The sequence below is a fragment of the Micromonospora mangrovicola genome, assembly GCF_047200535.1.
GTDB lineage: Bacteria > Actinomycetota > Actinomycetes > Mycobacteriales > Micromonosporaceae > Micromonospora.
On the sequence record NZ_JBJZOG010000040.1, the window covers coordinates 1 to 15,886 of the forward strand.

General features: G+C 70.9%; 15 protein-coding genes and 1 riboswitch. Of the genes, 9 read left to right on the forward strand and 6 right to left on the reverse strand.

All coding sequences use genetic code 11. The features are described from left to right. Window positions 1-108: 108 nt before the first annotated feature. Window positions 109-1,587, reverse strand: coding sequence for a glycoside hydrolase family 32 protein (locus tag ACL02O_RS17660; RefSeq protein ID WP_412819179.1), 1,479 nt, complete (start codon window positions 1,585-1,587; stop codon window positions 109-111). A 230-nt stretch (window positions 1,588-1,817) separates the two neighbouring features. Between ACL02O_RS17660 and ACL02O_RS17665 the strand changes: the two genes are divergently transcribed. The 6 genes from ACL02O_RS17665 to ACL02O_RS17690 all read left to right on the forward strand — a co-directional run bounded on the left by ACL02O_RS17665 (window position 1,818) and on the right by ACL02O_RS17690 (window position 7,869). Continuing rightward, window positions 1,818-2,894 carry a substrate-binding domain-containing protein gene (locus ACL02O_RS17665; protein ID WP_412819180.1) on the forward strand — a complete coding sequence of 359 codons (1,077 nt, stop codon included), beginning with the start codon at window positions 1,818-1,820 and terminating at the stop codon, window positions 2,892-2,894. 95 nt (window positions 2,895-2,989) lie between these two features. Continuing rightward, window positions 2,990-4,018 carry an ABC transporter permease gene (locus tag ACL02O_RS17670; protein ID WP_412819181.1) on the forward strand — a complete coding sequence of 343 codons (1,029 nt, stop codon included), beginning with the start codon at window positions 2,990-2,992 and terminating at the stop codon, window positions 4,016-4,018. Then, window positions 4,015-4,857, forward strand: coding sequence for an ATP-binding cassette domain-containing protein (locus tag ACL02O_RS17675; RefSeq protein WP_412819182.1), 843 nt, complete (start codon window positions 4,015-4,017; stop codon window positions 4,855-4,857). Before ACL02O_RS17670 ends, ACL02O_RS17675 begins: the two co-directional genes overlap by 4 nt. A 48-nt stretch (window positions 4,858-4,905) precedes the next feature. Then, window positions 4,906-5,841 (forward strand): carbohydrate kinase family protein, encoded by a 936-nt coding sequence (locus tag ACL02O_RS17680; protein WP_412819183.1) that lies wholly within the window; start codon window positions 4,906-4,908, stop codon window positions 5,839-5,841. Between the two features lie 69 nt (window positions 5,842-5,910). Then, window positions 5,911-6,162, forward strand: a complete 252-nt coding sequence (locus tag ACL02O_RS17685; RefSeq protein ID WP_091658185.1) for a hypothetical protein — start codon at window positions 5,911-5,913, stop codon at window positions 6,160-6,162. A gap of 54 nt (window positions 6,163-6,216) precedes the next feature. After that, a complete protein-coding gene (locus ACL02O_RS17690; RefSeq protein WP_412819184.1) occupies window positions 6,217-7,869 on the forward strand; it encodes a ribulokinase in 1,653 nt (550 codons plus the stop codon). 373 nt (window positions 7,870-8,242) lie between these two features. Here the strand turns inward: ACL02O_RS17690 and ACL02O_RS17695 are convergent, their stop codons facing one another. The 4 genes from ACL02O_RS17695 to ACL02O_RS17710 all read right to left on the reverse strand — a co-directional run bounded on the left by ACL02O_RS17695 (window position 8,243) and on the right by ACL02O_RS17710 (window position 13,288). After that, window positions 8,243-9,661 (reverse strand): glycine hydroxymethyltransferase, encoded by a 1,419-nt coding sequence (locus tag ACL02O_RS17695; protein ID WP_412819185.1) that lies wholly within the window; start codon window positions 9,659-9,661, stop codon window positions 8,243-8,245. Window positions 9,662-9,679: 18 nt separating this feature from the next. Beyond that, window positions 9,680-9,769: riboswitch (ZMP/ZTP riboswitch) on the reverse strand. Window positions 9,770-9,989: 220 nt separating this feature from the next. Further along, window positions 9,990-10,934, reverse strand: a complete 945-nt coding sequence (locus tag ACL02O_RS17700; RefSeq protein ID WP_412819186.1) for a vanadium-dependent haloperoxidase — start codon at window positions 10,932-10,934, stop codon at window positions 9,990-9,992. A gap of 38 nt (window positions 10,935-10,972) precedes the next feature. Then, window positions 10,973-11,356, reverse strand: coding sequence for a hypothetical protein (locus tag ACL02O_RS17705; RefSeq protein ID WP_412819187.1), 384 nt, complete (start codon window positions 11,354-11,356; stop codon window positions 10,973-10,975). A 468-nt stretch (window positions 11,357-11,824) separates the two neighbouring features. Further along, window positions 11,825-13,288, reverse strand: coding sequence for a S8 family peptidase (locus ACL02O_RS17710; protein ID WP_412819188.1), 1,464 nt, complete (start codon window positions 13,286-13,288; stop codon window positions 11,825-11,827). A 304-nt stretch (window positions 13,289-13,592) separates the two neighbouring features. Between ACL02O_RS17710 and ACL02O_RS17715 the strand changes: the two genes are divergently transcribed. The 3 genes from ACL02O_RS17715 (at window position 13,593) to ACL02O_RS17725 (ending at window position 15,341) form a co-directional block, all read left to right on the forward strand. Next, complete coding sequence (locus tag ACL02O_RS17715; protein WP_412819236.1) at window positions 13,593-13,823, forward strand: hypothetical protein; 231 nt, start codon at window positions 13,593-13,595, stop codon at window positions 13,821-13,823. Window positions 13,824-13,980: 157 nt separating this feature from the next. Next, window positions 13,981-14,310: a hypothetical protein gene (locus ACL02O_RS17720; protein ID WP_412819189.1), complete on the forward strand. Its 330-nt coding sequence runs from the start codon at window positions 13,981-13,983 to the stop codon at window positions 14,308-14,310. A gap of 59 nt (window positions 14,311-14,369) precedes the next feature. Then, a complete protein-coding gene (locus tag ACL02O_RS17725; RefSeq protein ID WP_412819190.1) occupies window positions 14,370-15,341 on the forward strand; it encodes a DNA polymerase domain-containing protein in 972 nt (323 codons plus the stop codon). Between the two features lie 7 nt (window positions 15,342-15,348). On the opposite strand, the gene ACL02O_RS17730 is transcribed toward ACL02O_RS17725, so the two are convergent. Then, complete coding sequence (locus ACL02O_RS17730) at window positions 15,349-15,855, reverse strand: Lrp/AsnC family transcriptional regulator (RefSeq protein WP_412819191.1); 507 nt, start codon at window positions 15,853-15,855, stop codon at window positions 15,349-15,351. Window positions 15,856-15,886: the final 31 nt, after the last annotated feature.

A 15,886-nucleotide genomic window follows, 5' to 3' on the forward strand; every position in this document is an offset into this window, starting at 1 on the left:
GGGGGGGGGGGAGGGGGGGGGGGTGGGGGGGGGGGGGGGGGGGGGGGGGGGGGTCCCTCCCCCCCCCCCTCCCCCCCCCCCCCCCCCCGGCGGTGATCGACTGCCACGTTAGCGCCATTCCAGCTGGCGCTGCGCCGGCCGGTCGGCGAACATCACGTGGTCGACCAGGATGTGCCCCCAGCCGCCCGAGTTGAAGTCGTTGATCTCCAGGTGGGCACGCTTTCCGGCGAGGTCGCGAACGTCCCAGGCCACCCAGTCCAGGCGCTCGCTGTCCGTGCCGGTGGCGGTGCGCACCACCTCACCGTCCACGACCAGGTTCATCGCGGTCTCCACCGCGCGGGGCAGCACGGGCTGGTCGGTGGCGACGAGGTGGTCCACCAGCAGGTGTCCCCAGCCTCCGGTGTTCTCGTCAACGATCCGGAGCTGGGCCGGGCGGCCCCGGAACTCGGTCACGTCCCAGCTGCGCCAGTTGAGATAGCCGGAGAAGCTTCCCGTGGCGGTACGCACCACCCGGCCGTCGACCAGCAGTTCGACCACGGTCCGTCCGGAGCCGTCGTCGAGGTGCCCGCCGGCACCGACGAGCAGGCTGAGGTGGTTCCCGTCGATGGTGAAGGCCGGGGAGGTCAGCGTGCCGGTCGTCGAGTCGGCATCGAAGAAGGTGGTGAGGAGCTTGTCGCCGACGTGACCGCGTTCCCACCGGGCGGGGCCCACCACCGGCGCGCGGTTGAGCAGGTCACCGGTCGCCGTCCAGCCCGCCTGCTCGTACGTCTGGCCGTCGGGCAGCTCGAAGTCGATCACGGGTTCGGCGTCGGCCGGCACGAAGTCGGTCGTCGTCGTGCCCGGCAGGTGCGGGTGCGCTCCTCCGCCGACGAGCAGGTTCAGGTAGTTCCGGTCGACGTTGAAGTCGGCGGAGACCATCCGGCCCCGGGGCGCGTCGGAGCCGAGGAAGCTGTTCACCAGGGCCCGGCCACGGAAACCGCTGACCAGTTGCTGCCCGGGCACGGTGCCCGGGTAGGGGGTGCCGCCGAACGGTCCCGGTTCCAGGATCGGGTCGTTCTCCACGGTCCAGCCCGCGTAGCCGTCCTCGAAGTCGGCGACGAGCGTGCCGGCGGGTGGCTCAGCCTCTTCGGTCACCACGTTGTCGGCGGTGAACGTGGTACCGTCCCAGTCACCGACGAAGTACTGGGCGCCCGATGCACCGGCGACCGCACCAGGGTTGAGGTTGACGAGCAGCACCCATCTGGTGCGCTGCGGGTCGCCGTCGACCGGCAGCTCGAACAGGTCCGGCACCTCCCAGACCCCGCCGGTCGCATTGGCCGGGCCGAAGTCGCTCAGGTGGGTCCAGGAGCGCAGGTCGGCGGAGCCGTAGAAGCTCACCTTGTGCTCGATGGCGCGGACCACCGCCATCGTCCAGCGACCGGATCTGGTGTCCCAGAACACCTTCGGGTCCCGGAACTCCCGCGAGCCGAGGTCCAGCACGGGGTTCCCGGCGTGTTTCGTCCAGGTGCGCCCCCGGTCCGTGCTGTACGCCAGCGACTGCGCCTGGATGCCGGTCGCCGGATACCAGTTGGTGTAGACGGCGACCATCGCCGGCGCGCCGGGACATCCGGGGCTCGGGGCGGGGTGCCGGGCGTGACCATGGGGCGAATCCTGAGCGGGCCCGACATCGATGTCAAGAGTTGCGTCGGAGTTTCCTGCGGGTTAGCGAAAACCCTTGGTCGAAGCATTGACATCTCTCGGCCATTGCCTTGAAACTGCGCTGACATCGTTGTCATCTTCGCCACGGCTCGGGCCGTGGATCCCGGATGGGAGCAGACATGATCCAGCGCATCGGCCGCCGCGCCGCCCTGCTGGCCGCCGTCGCGGCGACCGGCATGGTCGTCGCCGGCTGCGGTGACAGCTCGGGAGACGGCGCCTCCGGCGACAAGACCGTCGCCGTCTCCCTGATCACCAAGAACTCCACCAACCCGTTCTTCGTCGCCATGCAGAACGGCGCCAAGAAGGCCGCCCAGGCCGAAGGCGTCAAGCTGACCGTGGCCGCGGGCAAGGAGGACGGGGACGAGGCCGGCCAGGTGCAGGCCATCGAGGACGCCGTCGCCCGGGGTGACGCGGGCATCCTGATCACCCCGAACGGCCCCGGCGTCAACCCGGCCATCAAGAAGGCTCGGGACGCCGGCCTCTTCGTGATCGCGCTGGACACTCCACCCGATCCGGCGAACACCGTGGACATCACCTTCGCTACCGACAACTTCAAGGCCGGTGAGCTGATCGGCAAGTGGACCGCGGCCCAGCTCGTCGGCAAGCCGGCCACGATCGCCCTGCTCGACCTCTTCAACGACAAGGTCGTCTCCGTCGACTACAACCGGGACCAGGGTTTCCTGACCGGTATGGGCATCGACACCGGCGACCAGAAGAAGAACGGCGACGAGGCGAAGATCGGCAGCTACTCGGGCGGCACCTACACCATCGCCTGCAACGAACCGACCAACGGCGCCGAGGACGGCGGACGGACGGCGATGGAGAACTGCCTGACCAAGAACCCCGACATCAACGTGGTCTACACGATCAACGAGCCGGCCGCGGTGGGCGCGCACAAGGCGCTCCAGGCCGCGGGCAGGACCCAGGGCGTCCTGGTCGTCTCGGTCGACGGCGGCTGCGACGGCGTACGGCAGGTCAAGGACGGCGTCATCGGCGCCACCTCGCAGCAGTACCCGCTGAAGATGGCCGAACTCGGCGTGCAGGCGATCAAGAAGATCGCCACCGGTGGGGAGAAGCCGAAGGTCTCCGACGGCCTTGACTTCTTCGACACCGGCGTCACGCTGGTCACCGACAAGACCGCCACCGGGATCGAGAGCATCACCAGCGCCGACGGCGCCCAGCGCTGCTGGGGCTGAGCCACCCGCCACGGTCGAGGGCCCGGGGCCGCCTCCACCCCGCGCCCTCGGCCGGGCACCCGTCCGCCACCGCCGACACCGGCAGGGAGCCCCCGATGACCGCCACGACCCCACCGACCACCGCCGCGCAGCAGTTCGCGCTGCGCCGGCACTCGCCACTGCAACGCGTGCAGCACCTCCTGCACGCGCACCCCGCGATCAGCCCGTTCCTCGTGCTGGTCATCTCGTTCGTCGTCTTCGCCACCCTCAACCCGCGCTTCGCCTCGCCCAACTCGCTGTCTCTGGTGCTGCAGCAGGTGGCGGTCATCGGCGCGCTCGCCGTCGGGCAGACATTGATCATCCTGACCGCGGGCATTGACCTGTCGGTCGGCGCCATCGTCATCCTGGCCATGATGCTGGCAGCCAAGCTGGCCGAGGGGCAGGGGCTGCCGGCGGCGGGCGCGGTCGTGCTGGCCGTCCTGGTCGGTGCCGCAGCCGGCGCGCTCAACGGTGGCCTGGTGACCCGGCTGAAGCTGCCGCCCTTCATCGTCACCCTCGGCACGCTCAGCGTCTTCACCGCCATCGGGCTTCTCTACTCCGAGGGGCGCAGCGTGCAGGCCACCGACCTGCCCCCGCTGCTGAGCTGGACCGGCGAGTCCTTCCCGGTCGGCCGGTTCCGGATCACCATCGGCGTGGTCGCGGTGCTGCTGCTCTACCTGGCCGTCGGCTTCGCCCTCGCCAAGACCGCCTGGGGACGGCACGTCTACGCGGTCGGGGACGACAAGGAGGCCGCCCGGCTCGCCGGGATCCGGGTCGACCGGGTCCTGGTGAGCGTCTACCTCGTGGCGGGGGCGATCTACGGCCTCACCGCGTGGATCCTCATCGGACGGGCCGGCGCGGCCAGCCCGAACGCCATCACGGACGCCAATCTGGAGAGCATCACAGCCGTCGTCATCGGTGGCACCAGCCTCTTCGGCGGTCGCGGTGCCGTGCTGGGCACCCTGATCGGCGCGCTGATCGTCGGCTTCTTCCGCAGCGGCCTCTCCCTGGCCGGGGTGGACGACCAGTACCGGGTACTCGCCGTCGGCGTGCTGGTGATCCTCGCCGTCGCCGTTGACCAGTGGATCAGGAAGGTGAGGTCATGACCGCCACCACCACGCACACCCCCGCCGGTCGGTCCGGCACCGCGGACGGCGGCCTCCGTACGCCGGTGCTGTCCGCGCGCGGCCTGGTCAAGGCATTCGGCAAGGTCGTGGGTCTGGACGGAGTGGACCTCGACCTGTACCCGGGTGAGGTGCTCGCCGTCATCGGGGACAACGGCGCCGGCAAGTCCACCCTGATCAAGTGCCTGACGGGGGCGCTCACCCCCGACGCGGGGGAGCTGTTCCTGGCGGGGAAGCCGGTGCAGTTCAAGCGTCCGCAGGACGCCCGGGACGCCGGCATCGAGACGGTCTACCAGACCCTGGCCGTGGCGCCGGCGCTGGACATCGCGAGCAACCTCTTCCTCGGCCGGGAGAAGCGCCGGCGGGGCGTCCTCGGCTCGGTGTTCCGGATGCTCGACCAGAATGGGATGCGCCGGGAGGCCGCGCAGGCCCTCACGGATCTGGGGATCGGCACGTTGCAGAACGTCGCGCAGGCGGTGGAGACGCTCTCGGGTGGCCAGCGCCAGGCGGTCTCGGTGGCTCGGGCCGCGGCCTTCGGCAGCAAGGTGATCGTGCTCGACGAACCCACCGCGGCGCTCGGCGTCAAGGAGTCCAACCAGGTGCTCCGGATGATCGGGGAACTCCGCTCCCGAGGTCTGCCGGTCATCCTCATCAGCCACAACATGCCGCACGTGTTCGAGGTGGCCGACCGGATCCACATCCAGCGACTCGGCCGCTGCGCGGGCGTGGTGACGCCGGCGTCGCACTCGATGCCCGAGGCGGTGGCCATCATGACCGGCGCGACCACCCTCGAGGAGACGCCGGGCCGGCGGGCGGGCTGAGCCGCCGCGATGCGACCGGGGCCCCGGTGGCCCGGGAAAGGAAGACAGTTGATCACGGTTGTCGGTGAGAGCCTGGTGGATCTGATCGAGGATCCGTCGGGCGAGCCGGTCGCGCACCCCGGGGGCAGTCCGGCCAACGTCGCGGTGGCGCTCGCCCGCCTCGGCCAGCCCACCACGCTGCTCACCCAGCTCGGCGGTGACGGGTACGGCGCGCTGCTCCGCACCCAGCTCGCCAGCAGCGGCGTACGGCTCGATCCGGCATCGGTGCCGGACCTGCCGCGCACCAGCGTGGCCCGGACCCAGATCGGCGCCGACGGGCAGGCCAGGTACGACTTCGCCATCGACTGGCCGTCCTTTCCCCACGGATCGCTCTCCGGGGTGGCCGACGGAAGCGAGTGCCTGCACACCGGGTCCCTCGCCACCGTCCTCGAACCGGGCGCCGACGACGTGCTGGCGCTGGTGCGGGAGCGGCGGGCGGGCACAACGATCAGCTTCGACCCGAACTGCCGTCCTTCCCTCGCCCGCGACGCGGCGAGGGCCCGGCTGCGGGTCACGGAACTGGTCGCGGTCTCGGACCTGGTCAAGGTCAGCCGGGAGGACCTGGACTGGCTGCACCCGGGCCAGCCGCCGGACAAGGTGGCGCGGCGCTGGCTGGAACTGGGCGCGCTTCTCGTCGTCGTCACCCTGGGCTCGGCCGGGGCACTGGCGATCACCCGGCAGGAGGAACGGCGGGTGACCGCGCCACAGGTGGCGGTGGTGGACACCGTCGGCGCGGGTGACGCGTTCACCGCGGGACTGCTGGCCGCGCTGAGCGAGCGGGACCTGCTCGGTGTCGCCCGGCGTCCCGCGCTGCGCGCCGCCGGCCCGGAGACGCTCGACGCCGTGCTCAACGAGGCCGCCCGGGTAGCCGCGTGGACCTGCGGGCGGCGGGGAGCGGATCCGCCCACCCGGGCCGAGCTGGCCGGTCTCACCGCTCCGGCCTGACACCGCGGTGTCGTCGTTCCGCCACCACCCGTGTTCCCGCGCGGAGATCCGTCCGTAGATAATGGACGGATGGTTGCCTGGGAGTACGCGTTGCTGGTCCGCCGCTATCAGGGGCAGGGCCGCAACTTCCACGTCTCGTTCGTCTGGTACGCCCCGGACGGGTCGCGCACCGACGTGACCGCGTACGGCGACACGGCCATCGCCCACCTCAACCGGGTCGGCCGCGAGGGCTGGGAGCTGGTCTCCGCCGCCGAGGACGTGAACAACGTGCAGGGCAGCACCGAGGTGCACCGCTACCACCTCAAGCGGCCGCTGCGCTGACCGGCTAGCCTGTCTCCCCAGCGCCGGCCCCGGCGGTGGGGGAGGGAGCCACGGGTGGGTCGGTACGTCGTCGGGCTGGACTTCGGGACGCTCTCCGGGCGGGCCGTCGTGGTCGACGTGACCAACGGCGCGGAGTTGGGCAGCGCGGTCCACGAGTACCCGAACGGGGTGCTCACCGAGCGGCTGCCCGACGGGCCGCCGCTGCCCCCGGACTGGGCCCTGCAGGATCCGGCCGACCATCGGGAGGTACTGCGTCGGGCCGTGCCCGCCGCGGTCCGGGCCGCCGGGATCGACCCGGCCGACGTGATCGGCATCGGCCTCGACGCGACCTCCTGCACGCTGCTGCCCACCCGGGCCGACGGCACCCCGTTGGCCGAGCTGACCGTGCTGCGCGAGCGGCCCCATGCCTGGCCGAAGCTCTGGAAGCATCACGCCGCGCAGGCGCAGGCCGAGCGGATCACCGCGCTGGCCGCCGCCCGGGGCGAGTCCTGGCTGCCCCGGTACGGGGGCCGGGTGTCCGCCGAGTGGCAGCTCGCGAAGGCGCTGCAGGTGCTGGAGGAGGACCCGGAGGTCTTCCACCGGGCCGAGCAGTGGATCGAGACCGCCGACTGGCTGGTGTGGCAGCTCTGCGGGCGCCCCACCCGCAACGCCTCCGCAGCCGGATTCAAGGGACTGCGCCAGGACGGCCGATACCCGAGCTCGGAGTTCCTGGCCGCCCTGCACCCCGAGCTGCCCGCGCTGCTGCCGAAGATCGAGGGGCCGCTGCTGCCGCCGGGCGGCCGGGCCGGCGGCCTCACCCCCCAGGCCGCCGGATGGACCGGACTGCCGGAGGGCATCGCGGTGGCCGTCGGCGGCATCGACGCCCACGTCACGGCCGCGGCGGCCGGCTCGGTCGCGCCGGGCCGGATGCTCGCCGTGCTCGGCACCTCCACCTGCCTGATCATGAACGCGGACACCTGCCGGGAGGTCCCCGGCGTCTGCGGGGTCGTCGAAGGCGGGGTGACCGCGGGCCGGTGGGGCTACGAGGCCGGGCAGAGCGGCGTCGGGGACATCTTCGCCTGGTACCTGGACCGTGCGCTGCCCGCCGGGTACGCCGAACAGGCCCGCCAGCGTGGCGTACCGGTGCCCGAGCTGCTGGACGCCCTCGCCGCCGACCAGCCGGTGGGCGGGCACGGGCTGCTCGCGCTCGACTGGCACAGCGGCAACCGCTCGGTGCTGATGGACCACGAGCTGAGCGGGGTGCTGGTCGGCCTCACCCTGGCCACCCGGCCGGAGGAGATCTGGCGGGCCCTCATCGAGGCGACCGCGTTCGGGGCCCGCACGGTCGTCGAGGCGTTCGAGGGCGCCGGCGTACGCGTCGACGAGCTGACCGCCGCCGGTGGGCTGACCGCCAACCGGCTTCTGCTGCGCAGCTACGCCGATGTGCTGCGCCGCCCGCTGCACGTGGTCGACGCGGCGCACCCGGCCGCGCTGGGCTCGGCGATCCACGCGGCGGTGGCCGCCGGGGCGTACCCCGACCTGGAGACGGCCTCGGCGACGATGGCCGCGCCGCGCCGCGAGACCTGGTACCCGGATCCGGCCCGGGCCGCCGCCTACGACGAGCTGTACGCCGAGTACCGCGCCCTGCACGACCACTTCGGCCGCGGCGGGACGGAGGTCCTGCACCGCCTCCGCGCTTTGCGCCGCCGCACCCACCTCACCTCCTGACGGGCATGCCACCGTTTCGAGACCCTGATTACGTGACCGTCCACGGCGGGGACAGCATCACCGGACTCCCGCTACGAACTTGATGGCGTGAACGACTCAGGGCCGGGTGAGCGCGGGAGGGAACTCTCCGCCGAGCCGGTCCGGGCGGGGCGGGCGGGGCGCCACCGCACCTTCGGCGGTGCGGGCGGGGCGCCACCACACCGCGAATCGTCTGCGTCATCAAGTTCGCAGGCGCAAAAACATCAAGCCGGTGCCCGGGCGACCACTCGGCCGCGTCGTGCTCATCGAACCGCGCGACCAGCAAACAGCGATGGTGGAACGGCGACGCCCCGCGCCGGGCCGGAGCCGGGCGTGGGGCGTCGGGGGGAACGGGTCAGCCCAGGTCGACGGCGGGGTAGAGCGGGAACTTGGTCAGCAGCTCGCTGGCCTGCTTGCTCACCTTGTCGGCCAGGGCGGGGTCGAGCACGTACTTCGCCTTGGACCCGCCCGGGTTGGTCTGGCTGAGCACAGTGTGGATCAGCTCGGCGGTCGCGTCCATCTCGGCGGTCCCGAGCCCCCGCGTGGTGAGCGCCGGGGTGCCGATCCGGATGCCGGAGGTGTACCAGGCGCCGTTCGGGTCCTGCGGGACCGCGTTGCGGTTGGTCACGATGCCCGAGTCGAGCAGCGCCTGCTCGGCCTGCCGGCCGGTCAGGCCGTACCCGGAGACGTCGATCAGCACCAGGTGGTTGTCGGTGCCACCGGTGACCAGCTTCGCGCCCCGCCGCAGCAGCCCCTCGGCGAGGGCCTGGGCGTTGCCGACGATGCGCTGCGCGTAGTCGGGGAAGTCGGGGCGGCGGGCCTCGGCCAGGGCGACGGCCTTGGCGGCCATCACGTGCGGCAGCGGGCCGCCGAGCACCATCGGGCAGCCCCGGTCGACCTGGTCGGCCAGCTCCGGGCCGCAGAGCACCATGCCGCCGCGCGGGCCGCGCAGCGACTTGTGCGTGGTGGTGGTGACGATGTGCGCGTGCGGCACCGGGTCGAAGTCGCCGGTGAAGACCTTGCCCGCGACCAGGCCGGCGAAGTGCGCCATGTCGACCATGAAGGTGGCGCCGACCGAGTCGGCGATCTCTCGCATGATCCGGAAGTTGACCTTCCGGGGGTACGCCGAGTAGCCGGCGACCAGGATCAGCGGCTGGAACTCGCGGGCCGCCTCGGCGACCTTGTCGTAGTCGATCAGGCCGGTGGCCGGGTCGGTGCCGTAGCTGCGCTGGTCGAACATCTTGCCGGAGATGTTCGGCCGGAAGCCGTGGGTCAGGTGACCGCCGGCGTCCAACGACATGCCCAGCATCCGCTGGTTGCCCAGCTCCCGGCGCAGCGCGAACCAGTCCGCCTCGGTGAGGTCGTTGACCTGGCGTACCTGGGCCTTCTTCAGGGCCGGGGACTCGATCCGGTCGGCCAGGATCGCCCAGAAGGCGACCAGGTTGGCGTCGATGCCGGAGTGCGGCTGCACGTACGCGTGGGCGGCGCCGAACAGCTCCCGGGCGTGCTCGGCGGCGAGCGCCTCGACGGTGTCGACGTTCTGGCAGCCGGCGTAGAAGCGGCGGCCGACGGTGCCCTCGGCGTACTTGTCGCTGAACCAGTTGCCCATGGCCAGCAGGGTCGCGGGGGAGGCGTAGTTCTCGCTGGCGATGAGCTTGAGCGACTCGCGCTGGTCGGCCAGCTCAGCCTCGATGGCGTCCGCCACCCGCGGCTCGACGGCGCGGATCACCTCGAGCGCGCTGCGGAATGCGGTGGATTCGGCGTTCAGCGACATGCGACCTCCTGGTGACGTGCGGAAGGCCCAGGCGCTCGGCGTGCGTCCTCATGACGGGACCGCTTCCCGATGGTTCTCCATCCCCACGCGCCAGTCACGGCCCGCGCTGATCCTACCGGGTCCGTCCCTCGGCCAGCCGGGTCCACCTCCGCCAACCCGGGCCGGTCGTCACTGCATGGTTGGGAGCCGTCGCGTGGGGCGGGGACCGGCGAGAACCGGTTCCCGCCCCACGGAGCCCTCGCGTTCTTCCTCCTCTGCGTCGTCCAGCGCTCCATCACCGAACCGGGTGTGGGTGGTGGTCGCAATCAACCACCACCCACGTCACCTGTCAGCCTGCGGCTCCGCTGTTCGGCGAAAGGTAGTTGTTGACGACGTAGTCGGCGATGCCGTATCCAGCTTTTCCGCCCTCGTCACCGTCGAACTGGTAATGCACGCCGAGATAGACCCGGCTTCGCGCATTCTCGGTGGCCGCCGCAGTGTACGACATGTACGTACGGGTCACCCCGACGGCGTGCGGATCATCTGTCCCGAGCACAAGGTAGGTGCTGTCGCCGAATAGATTCCGCATCACGCCGGCCCAGGCCGCAGCGAATGTCGCGTGCCCGGATACGTACGCTGGGAAGCACGGGCTGAAGGAATTGTTGTTGGCCGGATCGGCCGAGAGTGGTTCCCAGGCCGGGTCCGGGTTGATCGACCCCTCCTGAATCGCGGTCTCCGGCCGCCAGAGGTCGACCGAGGTCTGGAATTTCATGTCCCAAGCTGCGATGCCGGCATCGGCCATTGCCAGGGAGGCCAGGGCGTAGAGGCGCGGCGTCGCCACTCCAACGGTGTTAAGTTGGGCACTGAATTCGGTGGCGGTGAGAAGTTGACCCGGCGGCTTGTACGTGCCGTCCACGTCATTGGCCCAGAACCAGGCGATCTGTGTTTGCTCGGCGGTACGTGTCGTCGAGTCATACCGGCCCAGGCTGCGGACATCGGCCAGGTTGTCAGCGTAGGTGCTGCTCGACAGGATGCTGGTGTAGTCGGTGGCCGGTGGTGGCTGGCGGAACTGGCTTGACGAGGTCATCGCAAAGGGCCTCACCTTGCCCCAGTTGGGCGTCACGGCCGTGCAGCCGTCGGTGGGGTGCCAGGCGCCAGCCACCCCGTCCGGCGTGTACCCGGCGGTGTCGCTGGAGCCGTCGTTGGTTCGCGCCGCCTTAATGTTGCTGATCACCGCATCCGCGAGTTGCCGTGCCGGTGTGTCGGTAGCGGTGCCGTACCGCTGGCTGAACATCTGCTCGAAGTAGGTGCGTTGGTTCGGTACCGCCCAGATCAGCAGATCGCGCGCGTGTAACCCATGGCGAGGTCCGTGTTGACGGACGCATCGGCGCGTTTGAAGGTGAGGTACGGGTCGTATTCCGGCAGACCATTCCGGTACTTGCTGGCGTAGGCCGAGTTGGCTGTGTCAAAAATGCTGGCGTGTACGATCGCGGCGACCCGTGCCATCGGTCCTGGCCCACCGCCCATACGGCGGAACGTCTCCACCAGCACGCCGTTCCAGTACGTCGCACTTTCCTGGATTTCCATGTCCGGGTCGTACGGCGGATCGATGCCGGCGCGCGCGGGTGAAGCGGTGGTGGCAGCGAGGGTGAGGCCAGTTGCTATCGCGAGGCTGAGGGGCGTCAATTTTTTGGTTAAGGACCGGATTTTTCCCATTCTTGGATACTTCCCCCGTACGTGGACGCGCCGATCCGATCGGCTCGTGGAGGTCATCGACAAGCGTTTCGTTCGCGCGAACGTGATTCCTATTAGACCAGGTTGTCCTGGCGTAAACAACAGTGAAGATCGCAGATGCTTTGGCCGCCCAGGAATTGGCGGAAGATAGCAATTCGAGAGGCTTGTGGAATTTCGCTGCTTTGAAGACACTTAAGGGTAGTTGAGCCTCCGTAGCGGCGCGGAGTGGCATCCGGTCGGCGGCAGCTGACGCGGAGAGGCTCGCCGACTTTCAGCGGCGTGTTCGCTCCGGGCATGCCAGCCGCCTGCAGCGACCGCCCGGGCCGGCCGCGAACTCCGGTCCGGTGACCAGCCTGCACCTCGCGTCTGCTGGCCGCAGAGCGATCAACGCAAACAGCACGACGGGGCCCGGCGTGGGAACGCCGGACCCCGTCGCTGGTGGTGCAGGTGCTACTTGACGGCGTTGTACGCGTCGACCATGCCGGCACCGTAGAACGAGTTACGCTCGCCCCCGGTGCAGGTGGCCGGGTAGCCCGGCCGCGGCTCGTAGACGCCCTCCTCGCACGGCAGCGCCACGGCCGTCCGCTCGAGGAACGCCGCCAGCTGACCCGCCGTCATGCTGGGGTGGGCCGACAGCGCCAGCGCCGCGACGCCGGTGGCGTGCGGGCCGGACATCGACGTGCCCTGCTTCCAACCCCAACCGTTGGTCCTCGTCGCCGTGTCGAAGGTGGTCGAGAGGATCATGTCGGGGATGGTCGGGCTCGCCCCGCCGGTGCGGAAGCGGCTGTCGCCACCAGGAGCGGTGACGTCCACCACACCGAGGCCGTAGGACGAGTAGTAGCTCTTCTTCGCCGTCGGGCCGACCGCCGAGACGGTCACCACGCCCGGAGCCTCCGCGGGGAGGTCCATGCAGGCGTTGGTCAGGTTCTCCCGCTCCTCCGGAGTCCCGTCATCCGGGCTGCCGTAGTCGGAGAGCTTGTGGGCCAGGTCGTAGTTGGAGTTGCCCGCGGACGCCACGTTGAGCACGCCCTTGGACTGCGAGTAGCGGATCGCCCGCTGCACGGCCTGCCACACCGGACGCTGGCGTGCGTCGTTGCGGCAGTTCAGCTCCCACGGGTCGATGTAGTAGCTGTTGTTGGTCAGCTGCATCCCGTGGTCGGCTGCCCACATGAACCCGCAGACCGCGGCCTCCGGGTAGATGTAGCCGCCGTCGTTGACCACCTTGACGGCGGCGACCTTGACGCCCGGTGCGATGCCGGTCACCCCGACGCCGTTGATGGCTGCGGCGATGGTGCCGGCCACGTGGGTGCCGTGGTCGCTGGTGGTCGGGTTCCAGGCCGCCTCGTTGGTGTCGACGACACCGCCCAGGCAGGACGTGCTCTTGTCCTTGGCGATCTGGGTCGCCAGGTCCGGGTGCGTGCTGGAGATACCGCTGTCCAGCACGCCGACGACGACGTTCGGGCTGCCGATGGTCACCGCGTGGGCCTGCGGGATGTGGATCATGTCCATGTCCCACTGCTCGCCGTAGCGGGGCTCCCCAGTCGGGTCGCCGGTGACGCTGGCGACGTCGGCCGCGGTGGCCTCCACGGTCTCGCCCTCGTCGAGGGCCGTGCCCAGACCGGTGGTGGCGGCGACCGACTCGACGCCCGCGCCCGCCACCTGCGTGGCGAAGTTCGGGTTGGTCGAGCGGACGACGAGCACGCCGATCTGGTCGTAGGTGGCCACGACGGTGCCGTTGGCGGCCGCCACCCGGGCGGCGGCCTTGGTGGTGTTGGCGCCCTGCGGGGCGAGGACCAGGAACGTGGTGTCCGGTCCGGTGGCCGCCGCCGGAGCCAGCCCGCCGGTGAGGGCGAGACCGACGCCGAGCGTCACTGCGGACGCGGCGGCCAGTGTCTTGCGACGAAGGTTCTTCACACAGACTCCCAGGGGGCCGATCCAGCCGAGCCCCACTCCCTGGTGGGAAGCGGGCCGGCGGAAGACGAGCAGGTTGCTCGCCTTCGAGGGACCAGCGTAGGGGCCGAGTGTGGTGTTACACACACCCGAACGGACGAACAGCAACCGTCAGACGGTGGCCAACGGAGGGGCCGGGTGCAGCGGCCGCTCACCCGACGGAGCCGGGCCAGCTCCGGCCGCCGGCCCGGGGGGTGCGTGAACCGGGCCTCGGCGGGTAAGCGCGGGCTCCGAAAGTCGACACAGGGGGAGGTGTGCCGTGGCGACCATGGTTCGAGAGCCGATGAGCCCGGTGAAGGACAAGAACTACGACCTCATCCACGCGGTGCAGATGTCACTCCAGCACATCTGGCAACTGGAGACGTACATCGCGGACGCGGAGGACCGGGGCGACACCGAGCTGGCGACCTGGTTCCGCAAGATCCAGGAGAACAACCGCAAGGCCGGTGATCAGGGCAAGAAGATGCTCATGGACCGGCTCCAGAAGGAAAACGGCTGAGCCGTGCGCGGCGGCCGGACGGGCGGTACGCGCCCGTCCGGCCGTCGCGCGTCCGCCGGCGGCGCACCCGCCCGGTCCGGGACCCCGCATCTTGCATCGACCGGGCAGAATGTCGTCCGGAGTGCCGGGGTGGGCCCGGTCCGCGGGGAGGGCGACGATGTCGACGGTCATCAAGGGGCTACGGGAAGCGCTGGTGCTCTTCGCGATCGCGGTGGTGGCGGTCGGCGTCGCCGTCGGCGTCTGGGTCGCGGTCAGCGGCGGCGAGTTCACCCACCGGCTCGGCGTGGCGTTCATGCTGGTCGGCGCGCTGCTCGGGATGACCGGTGACCTGACCTTGAGCCGGATCGGCATGCTCGGTGCGCGGTCCACCTTCGGCCTCGCCCCGGAGCGGGAGGACGCGGGCGGCGGGCGGGTGCTCACCGGCATCGGCATCTTCCTCTTCGTCTCCGTACCGCTGATCGTCGTCGGGTTTCTGCTCATCACCTGATCTCCATGGAGATGCTGCGGCTGGCCCGGCGGCCGCTTCCGGCGGCTACGGTGTGTGGCGTGGTGACGGCGGCGGAGGAGATCCGGGTGGGGGAGCGGCTGGTCCGCGTCTCCAGCCCCGACAAGCCGTACTTTCCGGAGCGCGGACTGACCAAGCTGGACGTGGTCCGCTACTTCCTCGCCGTCGGGGACGGCATCCTGCGCGCGCTGCGTGACCGTCCGACCATGCTGGAGCGCTGGCCGCGCGGCGTGTTCGAGGGTGCGAAGGTCGCCACCCGGCAGAGCAACAAGGGTGACGCCTTCTACCAGAAGCGGCTGCCGGCCGGCGCGCCCGACTGGGTGCGCACCGCGCACATCACCTTTCCCAGCGGCCGGACCGCCGACGAGGTGGCCCCGACCGAGCTGGCGGTGGTGGCGTGGGCGGCCAACCTGGGCACCCTGCGGTTCCACCCGTGGCCGGTCTCGGCCGGCGACGTGGAGCACCCCGACCAGCTCCGGATCGACCTCGACCCGATGCCCGGGGTGGACTTCGCCCAGGTGGTGCCGGTCGCCCACGAGGTGCGGGCGTTCCTCGACGAGCTGGGCCTGGTCGGGTACCCGAAGACCACCGGCGGCCGGGGTATCCACGTCTATCTGTCCATCGAGCCCCGGTGGAGCTTCGGCGACTGCCGGCGGGCGGTGCTGGCGCTGGGCCGGGAGATGCAGCGCCGGTTGCCCGACGTGGTCACCACCACCTGGTGGCGGGAGCAGCGGGACCGGCCGGTCTTCGTCGACTACAACCAGATGGCCCGGGACCACACCATGACCTCGGCGTACTCGATCCGGCCCACGCCACGTGCCCTGGTCTCCGCGCCGCTGGACTGGGCGGAGTTGGATGACGCGCGGCCCGAGGACTTCGACGTGGTGAGCATGCCGGCCCGGTTCGCCGAGCGGGGTGACCCGCACGCCGGCCTGGACGGGCGGGTCTTCTCGCTCGAACCGCTGCTGGAGCTGGCCGACCGGGAGGGTCTGGAGTCCCCGCCGGAGCGTTAGGCCCTGGTTACTGCCACGGGCTCTGCGTCCCGTCGAACTCCTCGAAGACCAGCCAGGTCCGGGTCGACAGCACCCCAGCGATGCTCTGCACCCGTTCGAGCACCACGTTGCGCAGGGTGGCGTTGTCCGGCGCGCGGACCAGGGCCAGTACGTCGTGCTCGCCGCTGAGCAGCGCCGCGTGCTCGACGTAGCGGACCTGGGCCAGCTCGTCCGACACCTCCCGCCAGGTGTTCTGCTCGATGGTCAGCGCGATGTACGCCGAGGTGCCCAGCCCGGCGGGCTCCGGGGCGACCCGGGCGGTGAACCCGGTGACCACCCCGTCGCGGACCAGCCGCTCCACCCGGGCGTAGGCGTTGGTGCGCGAGACGTGCACGCGTTCGGCCAGCGTGCGCATCGACAACCGGCCGTCGCGGACCAGTTCTTCCAGGATCCGCCGGTCCACCTCGTCGAGCAGCCCGACCGAACGTCCCGTTCCGCCCCCCGTGCCCGGTGCGGTGCCGGTCTCCTGGCTCATGAAGTCCTCATTCCGATGCCGTTCGTCCCGC

What these genes read in the sequence shown, in the direction of transcription:
- ACL02O_RS17660 (WP_412819179.1), bottom strand. Translation starts at nt 1,587, where the DNA reads ATGGTCGCCGTCTACACCAACTGGTATCCGGCGACCGGCATCCAGGCG.
- ACL02O_RS17665 (WP_412819180.1), top strand. Translation starts at nt 1,818, where the DNA reads ATGATCCAGCGCATCGGCCGCCGCGCCGCCCTGCTGGCCGCCGTCGCG.
- ACL02O_RS17670 (WP_412819181.1), top strand. Translation starts at nt 2,990, where the DNA reads ATGACCGCCACGACCCCACCGACCACCGCCGCGCAGCAGTTCGCGCTG.
- ACL02O_RS17675 (WP_412819182.1), top strand. Translation starts at nt 4,015, where the DNA reads ATGACCGCCACCACCACGCACACCCCCGCCGGTCGGTCCGGCACCGCG.
- ACL02O_RS17685 (WP_091658185.1), top strand. Translation starts at nt 5,911, where the DNA reads ATGGTTGCCTGGGAGTACGCGTTGCTGGTCCGCCGCTATCAGGGGCAG.
- ACL02O_RS17695 (WP_412819185.1), bottom strand. Translation starts at nt 9,661, where the DNA reads ATGTCGCTGAACGCCGAATCCACCGCATTCCGCAGCGCGCTCGAGGTG.
- ACL02O_RS17700 (WP_412819186.1), bottom strand. Translation starts at nt 10,934, where the DNA reads ATGTTCAGCCAGCGGTACGGCACCGCTACCGACACACCGGCACGGCAA.
- ACL02O_RS17705 (WP_412819187.1), bottom strand. Translation starts at nt 11,356, where the DNA reads ATGGGAAAAATCCGGTCCTTAACCAAAAAATTGACGCCCCTCAGCCTC.
- ACL02O_RS17715 (WP_412819236.1), top strand. Translation starts at nt 13,593, where the DNA reads ATGGTTCGAGAGCCGATGAGCCCGGTGAAGGACAAGAACTACGACCTC.
- ACL02O_RS17720 (WP_412819189.1), top strand. Translation starts at nt 13,981, where the DNA reads ATGTCGACGGTCATCAAGGGGCTACGGGAAGCGCTGGTGCTCTTCGCG.
- ACL02O_RS17730 (WP_412819191.1), bottom strand. Translation starts at nt 15,855, where the DNA reads ATGAGCCAGGAGACCGGCACCGCACCGGGCACGGGGGGCGGAACGGGA.